Annotated in this window: 15 protein-coding genes; 8 read left to right on the top strand and 7 right to left on the bottom strand. The window is 66.6% G+C overall.

Going from position 1 to position 14,772, the window contains the following annotated elements; genetic code table 11:
• Positions 1-109: 109 nt before the first annotated feature.
• Positions 110-901: a BON domain-containing protein gene (locus BDW41_RS16390; RefSeq protein WP_083337673.1), complete on the top strand. Its 792-nt coding sequence runs from the start codon at positions 110-112 to the stop codon at positions 899-901.
• A 31-nt stretch (positions 902-932) separates the two neighbouring features.
• Here the strand turns inward: BDW41_RS16390 and BDW41_RS16385 are convergent, their stop codons facing one another.
• Both BDW41_RS16385 and BDW41_RS16380 read right to left on the bottom strand, forming a co-directional pair.
• On the bottom strand, positions 933-1,127 hold the full coding sequence (locus BDW41_RS16385) for a hypothetical protein (protein ID WP_074549247.1): 195 nt from the start codon (positions 1,125-1,127) through the stop codon (positions 933-935).
• Positions 1,128-1,150: 23 nt separating this feature from the next.
• Complete coding sequence (locus BDW41_RS16380) at positions 1,151-1,648, bottom strand: DUF1269 domain-containing protein (protein ID WP_074549249.1); 498 nt, start codon at positions 1,646-1,648, stop codon at positions 1,151-1,153.
• A 195-nt stretch (positions 1,649-1,843) separates the two neighbouring features.
• On the opposite strand from BDW41_RS16380, the gene BDW41_RS16375 reads away from it, so the two are divergent.
• The 3 genes from BDW41_RS16375 (at position 1,844) to BDW41_RS16365 (ending at position 5,590) form a co-directional block, all read left to right on the top strand.
• Positions 1,844-3,196, top strand: a complete 1,353-nt coding sequence (locus BDW41_RS16375; protein ID WP_074549251.1) for a cation:proton antiporter — start codon at positions 1,844-1,846, stop codon at positions 3,194-3,196.
• Positions 3,197-3,251: 55 nt separating this feature from the next.
• Positions 3,252-3,497 (top strand): KGG domain-containing protein, encoded by a 246-nt coding sequence (locus BDW41_RS16370; protein ID WP_074549253.1) that lies wholly within the window; start codon positions 3,252-3,254, stop codon positions 3,495-3,497.
• Positions 3,498-3,676: 179 nt separating this feature from the next.
• Entirely contained in the window at positions 3,677-5,590 is a 1,914-nt protein-coding gene (locus BDW41_RS16365) for a PAS domain-containing sensor histidine kinase (RefSeq protein WP_074549255.1), read from the top strand.
• Positions 5,591-5,618: 28 nt separating this feature from the next.
• On the opposite strand, the gene BDW41_RS16360 is transcribed toward BDW41_RS16365, so the two are convergent.
• Entirely contained in the window at positions 5,619-6,353 is a 735-nt protein-coding gene (locus tag BDW41_RS16360) for a response regulator transcription factor (RefSeq protein WP_074549257.1), read from the bottom strand.
• A gap of 233 nt (positions 6,354-6,586) precedes the next feature.
• On the opposite strand from BDW41_RS16360, the gene BDW41_RS16355 reads away from it, so the two are divergent.
• Positions 6,587-8,662: a catalase gene (locus tag BDW41_RS16355; protein WP_074549260.1), complete on the top strand. Its 2,076-nt coding sequence runs from the start codon at positions 6,587-6,589 to the stop codon at positions 8,660-8,662.
• Between the two features lie 69 nt (positions 8,663-8,731).
• Here the strand turns inward: BDW41_RS16355 and BDW41_RS16350 are convergent, their stop codons facing one another.
• The 3 genes from BDW41_RS16350 to BDW41_RS16340 all read right to left on the bottom strand — a co-directional run bounded on the left by BDW41_RS16350 (position 8,732) and on the right by BDW41_RS16340 (position 12,118).
• Positions 8,732-10,498, bottom strand: coding sequence for a thiamine pyrophosphate-requiring protein (locus BDW41_RS16350; protein WP_074549262.1), 1,767 nt, complete (start codon positions 10,496-10,498; stop codon positions 8,732-8,734).
• A gap of 99 nt (positions 10,499-10,597) precedes the next feature.
• Positions 10,598-11,287: an extensin family protein gene (locus tag BDW41_RS16345; protein ID WP_158537005.1), complete on the bottom strand. Its 690-nt coding sequence runs from the start codon at positions 11,285-11,287 to the stop codon at positions 10,598-10,600.
• Positions 11,288-11,308: 21 nt separating this feature from the next.
• The gene (locus tag BDW41_RS16340; protein ID WP_233496903.1) at positions 11,309-12,118 is read right to left on the bottom strand and encodes an SDR family oxidoreductase; all 810 of its coding nucleotides are present in this window, start codon (positions 12,116-12,118) and stop codon (positions 11,309-11,311) included.
• 442 nt (positions 12,119-12,560) lie between these two features.
• Here BDW41_RS16340 and BDW41_RS16335 point away from each other — a divergent pair, with 442 nt between their 5' ends.
• From BDW41_RS16335 to BDW41_RS16325, 3 genes are read left to right on the top strand one after another with little or no spacing between them, the layout of a single operon-like run.
• A complete protein-coding gene (locus BDW41_RS16335; RefSeq protein ID WP_083337674.1) occupies positions 12,561-12,959 on the top strand; it encodes a BON domain-containing protein in 399 nt (132 codons plus the stop codon).
• 16 nt (positions 12,960-12,975) lie between these two features.
• Positions 12,976-13,494 carry a hypothetical protein gene (locus BDW41_RS16330; RefSeq protein ID WP_074549268.1) on the top strand — a complete coding sequence of 173 codons (519 nt, stop codon included), beginning with the start codon at positions 12,976-12,978 and terminating at the stop codon, positions 13,492-13,494.
• Between the two features lie 7 nt (positions 13,495-13,501).
• The gene (locus BDW41_RS16325; protein WP_074549270.1) at positions 13,502-14,257 is read left to right on the top strand and encodes a hypothetical protein; all 756 of its coding nucleotides are present in this window, start codon (positions 13,502-13,504) and stop codon (positions 14,255-14,257) included.
• Positions 14,258-14,495: 238 nt separating this feature from the next.
• On the opposite strand, the gene BDW41_RS16320 is transcribed toward BDW41_RS16325, so the two are convergent.
• Complete coding sequence (locus tag BDW41_RS16320) at positions 14,496-14,648, bottom strand: DUF3309 family protein (RefSeq protein ID WP_199535359.1); 153 nt, start codon at positions 14,646-14,648, stop codon at positions 14,496-14,498.
• Positions 14,649-14,772 lie beyond the last annotated feature (124 nt).

Genomic DNA, 14,772 nt, shown 5'->3' with positions numbered 1-14,772 from the left:
CAATTATTGCCGCCGTAACGGAACGCTCGCCGTGCGCGTGCGCCGCGCAAGGGCGTGGCACAGGGTTTGCTCGCTTTCATCACCCTTGTCTGCCGTGTGGAGAATCGTCATGAATCGCGATACCTGGCCCTCTGACTACGACGACGTCTACGCCAGCGATACCTCGGGTTACGCCCCGCCCTGGAGAGATACCCCGCGACGAGGCGGCATGCGTGAACGCGACGAAGGAACCCGGCGAGACGTGAGCGCGTGGGACCAGTCGCGCCTGTTTCGCCAGCCGTCGCGCCCGTTCCAGGGCATGAACGAAAACCAGGGACGGCGCGGACCGCGTGCCGGATCATCGTGGAACGACGATCCCTTCCGTTCGCGCGGCTACCCTTCCTTCCGCAGCGACGACAACACGTTTGGCCCCGACGTGGACGAGGACGAAACCAGCGGCTATGCGCAAGGCTACGCCGGCTATGGTCAGGGCCAGGGCGACGCCGGTCCGCGCTCCATGCGACAGGGCCGCGGCCCCGCCATGAGCTATGGCCGGCCGGCCGATGCCACGTCGCGTCCTTCCACGCGCATGGGCCAGGGGCCGCACCTGGGCAAGGGGCCCAAGGGCTATCGTCGTTCCGACGAACGCATTCGCGACGATATCTGCGAAGCGCTGATGCTCGATCCGTGGCTCGACGCGAGCCGGCTGGAAGTCAGCGTACAGGACGGCATCGTCACGCTGGAAGGCACGGTGGGCGAACGCTACATGAAGTACCTGGCCGAAGACTGCGCCGCGCATGCCAGCGGCGTGCAGGACGTGGAGAACCATATCCGGCTCGACCGCCTGATGGCCGTGGACCGCCCCGGCGCCGATTCGCCGAACCCGCGCGAGAAGTATCCCGACGAGCCGATCAATGGATGAGGGATCGGCCGCGCAACGCGAGTGCTCAGGGCTAGTCGTGCCGAACCGAGGCGCGAAGCGCCGAGGCGATGGCGGCGTCGCCGCTGGCGATGTCTTTCCACGACAGCTCCTGGCCCTTGCGGTGGCCGCGCGGCATCAGCTTCAGGCCGAGGGCATCGAGCACCAACGTATAGGTCTTGCCTTCGATGGTGACCTGGCGTCGTAGTGGTTTGTCCAAGGGCGTCATGTCTGTTCGGTCCGCTGCGTGGGTCAGGTCATCACCGTGGGCTTGTCGAACGGCATGCGACGCACGCCGGCCTGTTGCACGGCTGCGTCGGCGCGTTCGAGCACGTTTTTCTCCGCATCGAGCACGACCAGGATGCGGCCCTGCTCGATCTCGCCCTCGAACTCGCGACGCACCGGGTCGGGCACCGCCGAGCCAGCCAAGGCCGTGGCCCAGCCACCCACCGCCGCACCCGCGAGCGTAGTCATGCCGACGCCCGCCAGCGTGAGCCCCAGTGGCGGCACCGCCACCGCGACCAGGCCCGCAAGCAGGCCGACCACCGCGCCACCCGTGACGCCACGAATGGCGGCGGGATAGAAATCGCCCTCGACCACCTTGCGTTCGTCGGGGACGGTTTCCAGTTCGATGTCCGAACGCGCGATGAGCGAGATCGCGTCGTTGTCCACGCCGGCGCGTCGCGCGGCATCCATGGCGGATCGTGCCGCCGCGAGATCGGGCGCGCTGTACACATGTCGCGTCTTCATAACCAGGCCCAGATCGAAACGATGGGGCGCAGGCTAGACGCGCCGAAGTCAAGCGTTCGGCAAGGTTATGTCGATCCACGCCATCCGCACGCCGCCTATACACCGCCAACGCCTTGCCATCACTTGTCGGGAACGGCTGCGATGGCAGCGTGATTTGCACGGCTGGCGAATACGCGCGGACAACGAGGTGGCAACGTGAGCATCACCGCATGGCTACTTCTCGCGGGCGTCCTGCTGCTGCCCACGTCACTGGTGGGCGGATGGATGCGCAGGACGCCGCTTACGCCGTTCGCGCTCTACGCGGCCGCGGGCGTGCTCATTGGCCCGTGGGTGGCGAATGCGGCGTCGATCGACCTGGTGGAGCACGCGCGCTTCGTGGAGCGCGTGGCGGAAGCTGCCCTGGTGGTGTCGCTGTTCATCGGCGGCCTGAAGCTGCGCGTGCTCTGGCACGGCGCGCCGTGGCAAGCGGCGCTGCGCCTGGCGGTACCCGCCATGGTGCTGACGATTGCACTCACCGCGGCGGTCGCGCATTACCTGCTCGGCGCATCGTGGCCGATGGCCCTGGTGCTGGGCGCGGCCGTGGCGCCCACCGATCCCGTGCTCGCCAGCCTCGTTTCCGTTGGCGACGCGGCGGACGACGATGCGCTGCGCGTGACGCTTTCCGGCGAGGCGGGCATCAACGACGGCGCCGCCCTGCCCTTGCTCCTGCTCGGCCTCGCCCTGATGCATACGGCGCCGGGCGACATGAAACTGCTCTCGCACTGGCTGCTGCCCGATGTCGTGTGGGCTATCCCCGCGGGCGTGCTGATCGGCTACGGCCTGGGCCGCCTGCTCGGCAGCATGGCCGTTCGCCTGCGGGCGATGAGCCAGGACACCGCGCCGAGCGATCTGCTCGCGCTATCGCTGCTCGTGCTCACCTATGCGATCGCGCAATATTTGCACGCATCGGCATTTCTTGCCGCCTTCGCGGCGGGTCTGGGACTGCGCCACACGGAGTGGCGCATTGTGTCGCGCCATCCCAGCCCGCAGGCGCCGGAGCAACCCATCCATCCGCCTGCCGAGGTGCTGGTCAATCCACACAGGCGCGAGCCGGAACAGGTGGCGGAGCCCGCCACGTCCATCGGCCTGGTCGTGTCGGATGCGCTCACGCTGGGCGACACGCTGGAAAGAATCATCGCCGCCTGCCTGATCGTGTTGCTTGGCGTGGCCTTCGCGACGTACTTCAGTGTCGAGGGCCTGGTGCTGGCCTTCATCCTGTTCTTCGTCATACGGCCGCTGTCGGTGTTCGTATCGACCACGCAATGCGGCCTGCCGCGCGCCAGGCGCGTCATTCTCGGCTGGCTGGGCATTCGCGGCATCGGCAGCCTCTACTACGTCGTGTATGCGGCCACGCACGGGCTGGATCGCGCCGCGGCCACGCAGCTCGCGCAATGGGTAGTTACCCTGGTGGTGGTCAGCGTGACGCTGCATGGCATGAGCACGCAGCCCATCATGGCTTGGCGTGCCGCGCGTATCGCGCGCCGTGCGAAAACGCATCGGCGCGAATGAATGGCGATGGCATGAATGTTGCCCTCCTTCAGTACACCCTTCGTTGGAGAGCCTTATGACCGATCCCAGCAAGCCGTCGCCGCCGCGTGGATTCGCCGCGATGGATCCGGAACGCCAGCGTGAAGTGTCCAGCGCGGGCGGACGCGCGGCGCACCAGGCCGGCCGCGCGCATCGCTTCAGCAGCGAAGAGGCGCGCGCCGCCGGTCGAAAGGGCGGCAGCGCGGTAAGCGAGGATCGCCGCCACATGGCGGACATCGCCAAGCGCCGATCCAGGAAGAACGCACCGGAAGCCGGCGAATAGGCGCCGTGTGCGTTCAGGTTGTGCGCCCGCTTTCACAAGATGACGACATACCAGAAGCCAAGGTCGGGACTTCTCCAAGCAGGCCCGCGCCTTTGCACGTTCGACCACCGCACCCGGCCGGCATCACCGTTCCGCCCCGGCCCGGCGCATGTGGTGCAAAACGCGGGGCATAGGTCGACATGCCACATCCGCCCGCCATTCGGGGATACAACCGCCAATACGCGATCTATCTGCTCAGCCCACGGGGGCGCGTACTCGCGTGCAACATGGAAGGCGTGATGTTCGGCTCGCCGGGTGACGAGGAGCTGATCGGACGCGACTTCCTCTCACTCTATGCCCCCGACGCCAGCCATCGCCACGCCCTGGTGCGCGCCTTGCGCGACGCCGCGCAAAGCCGCAAGAGCGTGTTGACCGACGTGGATCTGCGCCGGCGCGAAGGCCGGCACTTCCGCGCCACGATCACGGTCGAGCCGTTGCAATCGTTCGAGGACCGGGTTCATGGCCTGGTGGTGATCGTGTGCGACCGCAGCGGCGCGCGCGACGCGCAGGAACGCCTTCGCCAGAGCGAGCGCCGCTTCCGTCTGTTCGTGAACGCCGTCGCCGATCACCTCATCTGCATGCTCGACAAGCAGGGCATGATCCTCGACTGGAACCTGGGCGCGCAACGCATGACGCTGTTCCATCCCGACGACATCGAAGGCCAGCACTACGACATCTTCTTTCCCGAACACGACCGGCAGCGAAACCAGCCCGCCCGCCTGCTGGAACGCGCCGCTCGCGCGGGCCGGGTCGAGTACGAGACCGAACTGCTGCGCGGCGACGGCAGCCAGTTTCCCGCCTGCCTCACGCTGGAGGCGGTGCAGGACAGCCAGGGCGACGTGCTGGGCTTCGCCTGCATCGTGCGCGACGTCACCAAACAGCATCGCCTGGAGCAACGCCTGCGCGAGGCCCATGAGCAGATCGCGCATGCGCAGAAAGTGGAAGCCATCGGGCAGCTCACCGGCGGCATCGCCCACGATTTCAACAACGCGCTGCAGGGCATCATCAGTTCGCTGGAGATCGCCTCGGTGTACCTGGAGCGAAACGTTCCGGAGAAGAGCGAGCAGTATCTGTCCGTGGCGCTGGAAGCCGCCAAGCGCGCCGGCGGCCTGACCCAGCGCCTGCTGGGCATGGCGCGGCGCCAGGGCGGCCACCATCACACGCCGGTCGGCACGCTGCTCGAATCACTGAAGGACGTGCTGACGCGCGTGCTCGGCGACGGCATTTCGCTGCAACTGGACATCGAACCCGACCTTCCGCCGATTGCCTGCGACAGTGGCCAATTGGAGAGCGCGGTGCTCAACCTCGCGATCAACGCGCGCGACGCGATGAAGGGCAAGGGCACGCTGATCCTCAAGAGTTGCAGGTGCCCGGCGGACGACGGGCCGACGGCTGCACCGGCCATGGTCGAGATCAGCGTGATCGACAACGGCCACGGCATGGACGAGGAAACCGTTCGCCGCGCCTGCGAACCCTTCTTCACCACCAAGGCGCAGGGACAGGGCACCGGCCTCGGGCTCGCCATGGTTTCCGGCTTCACCGCGCAGCATGGCGGCTCGATGGAGATCAAGAGCATCGTCGGGCGCGGCACGCGAGTGTCGCTGTATTTCCCCAGCGCAGTAACGGAACCGTCGACGGAGCAACGCGCCGCCCAGCCCACGGAACAGGAGCTGGAAGGCCTGCGCGTGCTTATCGTGGAGAACGACGACACGGTGCGCCGCTCCATGGCCGGCCGGCTGGTGCAACTCGGCTGCCAGGTCTTCGAGGCGGCGACCGGCCGCGAAGCGCTGCTGACGCTCGCCGCCTGCCCCAGTTGGGATCTGCTGATCTCCGACATCGACCTGCCGGAGCTCGATGGCTACGACCTGTGCCGCGAGGCGCGCAAGCGTTTTCCGCGGCTGCGGGTGATCCTGATGACGGGCTACGTCGACAGCGAACTCATCCATCGCGACTACGTGGACGAGCGCACCAACGTCCTGATCAAGCCCTTCGACATGGGCGACTTGCTCACCAAGGTGCGCATGCTGCTGCGGCACCGTTCGGCGGCGAGCTGAGCGCCGCGCGGAAGTGACGCGCCGGCACTCAGTGCTGGACGGCAGCCACGCCCTCGGCCGAGAGGTCGCACAGGCGATAGCCGTACGACGCTACGGTATGCAGCAGGGGATTGCCGAACGGCCGGTCGATGGCGCAACGCAGTACGTACAGGTGCGAGCGCAGCGTGTCCGAATCGGGCAGCTCGTCACCCCATACCTCGTGCTCGATGCGCTGCCGGGCAACCAGCCTGGGCGATTCGCGCATCAGCACGCCAAGTATGCGCATCGCCACCGGCGTGAGTTCGAGCAGTTGGCCGGCGCGGCGCACGGTGAGCGTGCCGGTGTCGAATTCGAGGTCCGCCACGCGCAGCACGCTGCGCGACACCTGTTGCCTGGCGCGGCGTATGAGCGCCTTGAGCCGGCCGTTCAGTTCGCGCAGGTCGAAGGGCTTGCACAGGTAGTCGTCCGCGCCGGCCTCGAAGGCACGCACCTTCTCGTCCAGGCTGGAACGGCCGGTGAGCATGATGATGGGCGCGGAGCTTTTGTTCTCGCGGCGCAGCCGGCGGCACACTTCAAGGCCATCCATGCCGGGCATCGACCCGTCGAGGATGATGGCGTCGTATTCGTTGATTTCAGCGAGGTGAAAACCCGTGATGCCGTCGTAGGCATAGTCGACGCAGTACTGCTGGATCTCCAGGTAGTCGCCGGCCGCCCGCGCCATCACCTTGTCATCGTCGATCATGATGACCGAACCTGCCCCGGGGCCGCGCTTGGAACCAGCCATGTCGTCGCCTGCCTCTGTTCAGCGATGTCGAGATCCGAATAGAGCCCCACCGGCGTCAGACCGATGTGAATACGAAGTGCGTGGCGCGTGGTCCGTTCATGTCCGATACGTCAAGCGGGCTCATCCACGGCCCGTCGTCCGCTTCACCACGTGCTGGCGCACTTCACCCAACGGATTCACGCCGCCTCGCCGAGCATCGGGTGTCCCCCACCTCACGCCTGCGGAGAGATCCCATGACTCAGAAGAAAGCGCTGAAGCACGACACGTCCACGCTACGCGGAGAGGCCGACGAGCTGCATGAACAGGCCACGGGCAAGCACCCGCCGCTGACCACCAACCAGGGCATCCCGATCTCCGACAACCAGAATTCGTTGCGCGCCACGCCGCGCGGGCCGACGCTGCTGGAAGATTTCGTGCTGCGCGAGAAGATCACGCATTTCGATCACGAGCGTATTCCCGAGCGCATCGTGCACGCGCGCGGCTCGGCGGCGCACGGCCACTTCGAGCTCACCTGCTCGCTGGCCGACTACACCGACGCCAGGATCCTTACCGAAGTGGGCGTGAAGACGCCCGTCTTCGCGCGCTTCTCCACCGTGGCCGGCGGCGCGGGTTCGGTCGACACGCCGCGCGACGTGCGCGGCTTCGCCGTCAAGTTCTATACCAAGGAGGGCAACTGGGATCTGGTGGGCAACAACATCCCGGTGTTCTTCATCCAGGACGCGATCAAGTTTCCCGACCTGGTGCACGCGGTGAAGATGGAACCGGATCGCGGCTTTCCGCAGGCCGCCACCGCGCACGACACGTTCTGGGATTTCGTGTCGCTGATGCCCGAGTCGATGCACATGATCATGTGGGCGATGAGCGACCGCGCCATTCCGCGCTCGTTCCGCATGATGGAGGGCTTCGGGGTGCACAGCTTCCGGCTGGTGCGCAGCGACGGCACGTCCACCTTCGTGAAGTTCCACTGGCGGCCGCGCCTGGGCATGCAATCGACCGTATGGGACGAGGCCGTCAAGCTGCAGGCGGCCGACAACGATTTCCTGCGGCGCGACCTGTTCGAGGCCATCGAGAGCGGCCAGCATCCCGAGTGGGATCTCGCCGTGCAGCTGTTCACCGAGGAAGAAGCGCAGGCCTTTCCCTTCGACCACCTCGACGCGACCAAGCTGATTCCCGAGGAGACCGTGCCGCTCACCGTGATCGGCAAGATGGTGCTGGATCGCTGGCCGGACAACTTCTTCGCCGAGACGGAACAGGTCGCCTTCTGTCCAGCGAACGTGCCGCCGGGCATCGATTTCTCCAACGACCCGCTGCTGCAGGGGCGTTTGTTCTCCTATCTGGATACGCAGCTATTGCGCCTGGGCTCGCCCAACTTCAACCAGATACCCGTCAACGCGCCCAAGTGTCCCATGCACAACCTGCAGCGCGACGGTCATACGCAAATGCAGGTTCCCGCAGGCCGGGTGAACTACGAGCCCAGCTCCTTGCAGAAGGATACGCCGCGGGAAGTCGCGTCCGGTTTCCGCAGCGCATCCGTGCACAGCGACGATGGACAGAAGGGGCGTGTTCGCGCGGCCAGCTTCGCCGATCACTACAGCCAGGCTCGGCTGTTCTTCCGCAGCCAGACGCCCGTCGAGCAGACGCACATGGCGTCGGCGCTGGTGTTCGAACTCTCCAAGGTCGGCACCCCGCACGTGCGCGAGGCCGTGGTCGGCCAGCTGCGGCATGTGGACCCCGAACTCGCGCAGCGCGTGGCCGATGGACTGGGCCTCAAGCGGCTGCCCGATGCGCCGCCCACCGCCGTGGAAGCCCGCGACCAGCCGCCCTCGCCCGCCTTGCAGATCATCGGCAGGATGAAGGACACCCTGGAGGGCCGATGCGTCGGCATCCTGGTGGACGATGGCTCCGATGCGCAGGCCATCGAAGCCATCCGCAAGGCCGCCAAGGCCGCCGGTGCGACGGTCAAGCTGGTCGCACCGAAGATCGGCGTGACACTGGAAGGCGGCGACGCGATCACGGCGGATGGCCAACTCGCCGGCACGCCTTCCGTGGTCTTCGACGCAGTGGCCGTGCTGCTCGGCAAGGAGGCGGGACAGCGGCTGGCCCGCGAAGCCGCGGCAGTCGATTTCGTGCGCGATGCGTTTGGCCATCTGAAAGCCATCGCCGCCGACGCGGGCGCGCAGGCGCTGCTCGAAGCGGCGGGCGTGATGGAAGACGCCGGCGTGGTGCAGGCCGAGGCCGTCGACGACTTCATCGCGGCCGCCAAGACACGCCAGTGGGATCGGGAGCCGAAGGTACGCACCTTGGCGTAATCGCGCAGCAACCCGACACAGTGCCGGCCGTAGTTCCAGGCATCGCGGCCGGCACTGCAACCCGCTGGATCAGGAAAGCACCTCGCGCACCGTCTGGCGGATCACGCCTGTGCGATCGACATCGCCGCGCATCAGCGCCATGGCATAGGCCTTGGCCTGCGCCAGCGTGATGTGCGGCGGCAGCGGCGGCACGTTGGGATCGGCGGCGAACTCGATCACCACCGGCCGATCCGCGGCGAACGCGGCGCGCCACGCATCGGCGACATCTTCCGGCCGATCGACCTTGATGCCTTCGAAGCCGAGCAGGTCACCATAGGCTGCATAGGGGAAATCCTCCACATCCTGCGCCGGCGCGAACTTGGGGTCGCCGGCCAGCGCGCGCTGTTCCCACGTCACCTGGTTCAGGTCGCGGTTGACCAGCACCATCACCACGAAACAGGGATTGCTCCAGTCCTTGCAGTACTGCTTCACCGTCACCAGTTCGGCGTTGCCGTTCATCTGCATGGCGCCATCGCCCACGATGGCCAGCACCGGCCGGTCGGGATGGGCCATCTTGGCGGCGATGGCATACGGCACGCCACTGCCCATGGTGGCGAGCTTGCCCGACAGGGAGGCCATCATGCCGTCGCGCATCTTGACGTCGCGCGCGTACCAGTTAGTGTGCGAACCGCAATCGCCGCAGATGATCGCCCTGTCTGGCAGCACCTTGGAAAGCTCGTGGAAGATCTTCTGCGGATTGATGGGGTCGGCCGGCTCTTCCGCCGCCGATTCCAGCGAACGCCACCACTTGCGCACGTTCAACTCGATGCGTTCGCGCCACTCGGGATCCTGCTTCGGTTCCAGTCGCGTGAGCAGGCGGCTGAGCACCTGGGCGCTGTCGCCGATCAGGTTCACTTCGGTGGCGTAGCGCATGGACACGTTGTCGGGCGACCGGTCGATCTGCACCGCCCTCGCCTGTCCATCCTTCGGAAGAAACTCCGAGTACGGGAACGTCGTGCCCACCATCAGCAAGGTGTCGCAGTCGTTCATCATGTCCCAGCTGGGCTTGGTGCCCAGCAGGCCGATGGAGCCGGTGACATAAGGCAGCGCGTCGGGCAGCACGGCCTTGCCCAGCAGGGCCTTCGCCACGCCGGCGCCCAGGCGCTCGGCCACCGCCTGCACTTCGCCGCTGGCGCCCAGCGCGCCCGCGCCGACCAGGATCGCCACGCGCTTGCCTTCATTGAGGATGGCCGCCGCGCGATCCACATCCGCATCGGACGGCACCGGCTGCGACACCGCCGCGCCAATGCCCGAATACACGTCGCCATGCGCACGCGGCGGGCTGGTGACGGCCTCCAGCTCCTGCACGTCGTTCGGCACGATCACGCAGCACACCGTGCGTTCCGCAGTGGCGATGCGCAGCGCGCGATCCAGCACGTGCCGGGCCTGCGCCGGCGTGTTGACCACTTCCACGTAGCGCGCGACGTCCTTGTACAAGGTGTGCAGGTCCACCTCCTGCTGATAGTCGCTGCCCAGCGCATTGCGCGGCTGCTGGCCCACGATGGCCAGCACCGGCATGTGATCCATGCGCGCGTCGTAAAGCCCGTTGAGCAGATGGATGGCGCCCGGGCCGGACGTGGCCATGCACACGCCGACCTCGCCGGTGAACTTGGCATGGGCGCAGGCCATGAAGGCCGCCATTTCCTCGTGGCGCACGCGCACGTAGTCGAAACGCTCCGATGCGCGACCCATGGCGCCCATCAAGCCATTGATGCCGTCGCCTGGATAACCGAACACGCGCCTGACCTTCCAGGCGGAGAGGCGCTCGAGCATGAAGTCGGACACGGTCTGTTTCATCGCATGATCCCGTTTTGGCCTTGGCCCAGCATGGCCCGGCGGTCATGCCCGGTTCGTCGGCTTCGTGTCTCCACGATGTGACCGGACTCTGCCGTTCGTTCAGCGACACCAGCCCATGGCGCCGGCCTGCAGATGGAAATGGCCCGCGTGCGCTGCGTTGTAGTCGGGCCCGAGCGCCACGCCGAAATATCCGCATGACTGCGCCTGGATCTGATGCAGGAAGGCGCCGCTCACGGAGCGCTTCCAGTCGCGCATCACGCTGATATCGTGGCCGTTCTTCAGGCGGAAGCCCGTGATGTCGATCGCCTCTGCGCGCGCGTGGCTGCTCAGGGCGCTGCCGTCGTCGCCACGGATGTTGCGGCAGCTGTAGCTGCCGACGTGCTCGATCACCGCGACCGGGCTGCCGAAGGTCGACGCCGCGCGCGGCTGCAGCACGTGCGCATCCAGCATCACTAGCGACGCCGCCAGCGGGCACGTCACTACCGTGGGCGTGGCGAGCGTCGCTTGGCCGGTGCCGCGCAACATCACGGTGCCCTGCCAGCCGCAGCCATCGACCAGTGGCCGATCAGAAACCGCGCGATATTCCGCGCCCGCCTGCGCCAACGCGGCAAGGCACTGATCATTGTGGTGCTGCAAGCGATAGAGCCGGAACCGGGTCAGCCAGTCAGGCTCGGCGCGCAAGTCCAATCGCGCCCACGGATTGTATCGATACGGCGGCCGCCAGCCCGACGCGACGAGCAGCGCGATGAACACTCCGACCATCAGAATGAGCAAGCCGAGGTAGCGCACGACGCTCATGCGGCGTCGCGGTCAGGGCTGTCCCCGGCCACCCGAGGCGCCGTACACCTGCCCCGTCACGTATGTCGCCGCCGACGATGCCAGCAGCACATAGATGGGCGCGAGTTCGGCGGGTTGTCCCGGACGGCCGAGTGGCGTATCCGCGCCGAACTTCTCGAGGTTCTTCTGCGTCTGCCCGCCGCTGACCTGCAAGGGCGTCCAGAACGGCCCGGGAGCGACCGCGTTCACGCGGATGCCCCGGTGCGACATCTGCTTGGCGAGGCTTTTGACGAACGCCACGATGCCCGCCTTGGTGATGGAATAATCCAGCAGGTTCTCCGAAGGATCATAGGCATTCACGGAGGCGGTGCACACGATGGCGCTGCCCGCGGGCATCAGCGGAATCGCCGCCTTGACCAGCCAGAACATCGCGTAAAGGTTGGTCTTGAGCGTCCAGTCGAAGGCTGTGCTGTCGATCTCGAGGATCGAGTCATGGCTCTGCTGGCGCGCGGCATTGCTCACCACGATGTCCAGGCCGCCCATTTCCTTCGACGCGCGCTGCGGCAGCGACGTGCAGAAAGCTTCGTCGCGCAGATCGCCCGGCAAGGCGACCGCTTTTCGTCCCGCCTTGCGGATCAGCTCCACCACGGCCCTGGCGTCGTCCTCTTCGGCGGGAAGATAGTTGATGGCCACGTCCGCGCCTTCGCGCGCATAGGCAATCGCCGCGGCACGCCCGATGCCGGAATCGCCGCCGGTGATCAGCGCCTTGCGGCCCGTCAGCAGGCCATGCCCGCGATAGCTGTTTTCGCCATGATCCGGCACGGGCTCCATGCGCCCGGCCAAGCCCGGCCAGGGCTGGCTCTGCGCCTTGAAAGGCGGTAACGGAAATCCCTGCCGGGGATCCGTGGGCGCACTCGACGATGAAACTCTTTCCGACGCCTGTGCTGTCAGCGGCAACGCTGACCAGGCCAACGCGGCGGCAAGACCGGCGGACGTGTGCTGGATAACGCGCCTGCGATCGGCGGATTGCGGTTCATCGATGCCACACATGGCGCCGTCGCTCGCTGTCCAGGGAAGATGCAAGCGACGTTGCCTCGTGCGACATCCATGTCCTGTCGCCGGCGTGTTTCCTTGGCGTGACGGCGTCGCCTTTCGCCGTGGCGATGAAGATGAAGCCCGCCGAAATCTTTCCGGCGCTTGATTCTTCGCACGCGCAAGTTGCACGACCGGTTCACGCAACGGCCCCAACCATCCAACCACCACGACTTCTCGTTGAGGGACACCCATGATCGCCCACGTTTTGCGGTCTACCCTGCTTGCGTTTGCCATATATCTTCCCGCGACCTTGCTCCATGCGCAGGACGCGCCCTCGCCCGCCGCATCGCCGCATGCCGCTGACAACACCGCGACCAACGTCAGGGATCGTTCCGGCGCGTCGCAGACCAGCTCCGCGCAGCCCAACGACAAGAGCGACGTGAAGCTCGCCGCCACGATCCGGCGCGCCATCACCAAGGATTCCTCGCTGTCCACCTACGGCCATAACGTCAAGGTCATCGTCACCGACGGTGCAGTGACGCTGCGCGGCCCGGTTCACAGCGCGGAAGAGAAAACAAAGATCGAGAGCATCGTGCGTGCCACCGCCGGCGTCGGCCAGGTGACGAACGAACTTGAAGTGAAGCCCTAAGCCCCAGGAGACCACCATGAAAGACTCCGTCTATTGCATCGTGAACACACCCGAGCAGGCCGAAAGCATCGTGCTTGACCTCAGGGAAAAGGGCTTCACGAGCGACGCGATTTCCGCCTTGCTGCCTGACAATCGCGGCACCAAGGATTTCGCCCACGAGCACAACACCAAGGCGCCCGAAGGAGCCACCACCGGTGGCGTCGCCGGGCTGGGCGTGGGCGCGGTGATCGGCTGGCTCGCCGGCATCGGCACCCTGGCCATTCCGGGGCTTGGCCCCTTCATCGCCGCCGGACCGATCATGGCGGCGCTCAGCGGCGCGGCCGTGGGCGGCGCCGCCGGCGGCATCATCGGCGGCCTGGTCGGCATGGGCATGCCGGAGTTCGAGGCCAAGCGCTACGACGCCAAGGTGCGCGAGGGGAACATCCTCATCTCGGTACATGTGAATACGGGCGAGCAGCGCTCGCTGGTCAAGGACATCTTCAAGAGCCACCGGGCCGAGGACATCGCCAGCGCCGGCGAGGCCTCGCCTCCCTGAGTGCCGCATGAGCCGCCTGAGCATCGAGCTGGAAGTTCGCGCACTCAGGGCCCGCATGGGCATGCAACTGCGGCGCGGACTGCCCGCAACGGGCATGCTCCGAGGCGCGGTGATGGATCTGGAAAGGCGCACGCCGCACGTCGACCAGGCTTACCTTCAGGAACGTTTACTGGCGCTGCTCAAGGACTGGCGCATCAGCCTGCTGGTGCGCGCCAATCCCTGGCTGATCCTGCCCCGCGATTTCTACCGGATGCCCGCGCCGCTCGCGGGCCCTGCCTTGCTGGGCAACGTCATCGTGACCGGCGATGGACGCGTCGCGCGTATCGCCGAGGTCGTCACGCGAGACAGCGCGCCCTGCCCGCTGTCGCTCGCATCGATGCGCGAATCCCATGCCGCGATGCCTGGCCGGCTCTGCCTGCACGAGGAAGACGGCGTGATGCTGGCATCCGTTCTGTGCGGATCATCGTTCGACATGTCGCTGATCACGCTCAGCGCCATCGAACCGCTGGAAGGCGTCGCCACGATCATGGGGCAATGCGGCCTGCCTGGCGATGGCGCATGCACGCTGCACGGCGGCGCCGTCGCGCGTTCGCTCGGGCTGGAAGCGCGACATCACGGCATGGATCTCGCGCTTCGCAGCAGCGCGGTGCGCATCGCATCCACGCTGCGCCGCACGCCGCTCACCCGAGGCCGCCGCATGGATGCGGCGAACCTGCGTCCGCGCTGGCGCTGGGTGCTGCCGCGCGTCCAGCATCGGCCCTAGCCGCTACGCACTTATCCTTCTCTGCACTGAATGTCCGCAGCGACGTGAACGAGCTCCTCCATCGAACATCGACCACCGCCATGCGCACGGCGCGCTACCTTGAACCCGCGTTCTCACCGGAAGCAACCGCTGGGGCACAACCCCAAACGCCGTGGAACGTTTTCGGTAGACGCATCGGGGCAGCGCCTCTTCTCTCGGAGGCCCACTGCCCCACTTTTTTGTGCGCGAAGGGCCGCGATCAGATGCGGCCAAGCAACAACAGGATCAACAGGATCAGAAAGATCAGGCCCAGGCCGCCGCTGGGGTAATAGCCCCAGCCGCGGCTGTACGGCCACGACGGCAAGGCGCCAATCACGAGCAACAACAAGATGATCAGGAGAATGGTGGACATGATGCTGTTCTCGGTGAGGCCGGACGCAACAGGTCACGCAATGTCGGGTATCCGGCGTGGAAGGGGCATTGAGGGTGAGCGCAGTTCGATAAGGCGCATGTCAAAAGCGCTTCTGCGAAATGTG

Source organism: Dyella sp. AtDHG13, assembly GCF_003201105.1.
GTDB classification, from domain to species: Bacteria; Pseudomonadota; Gammaproteobacteria; order Xanthomonadales; family Rhodanobacteraceae; genus Dyella; species Dyella jiangningensis_B.
This window is presented reverse-complemented; position numbering and strand designations above follow the sequence as displayed.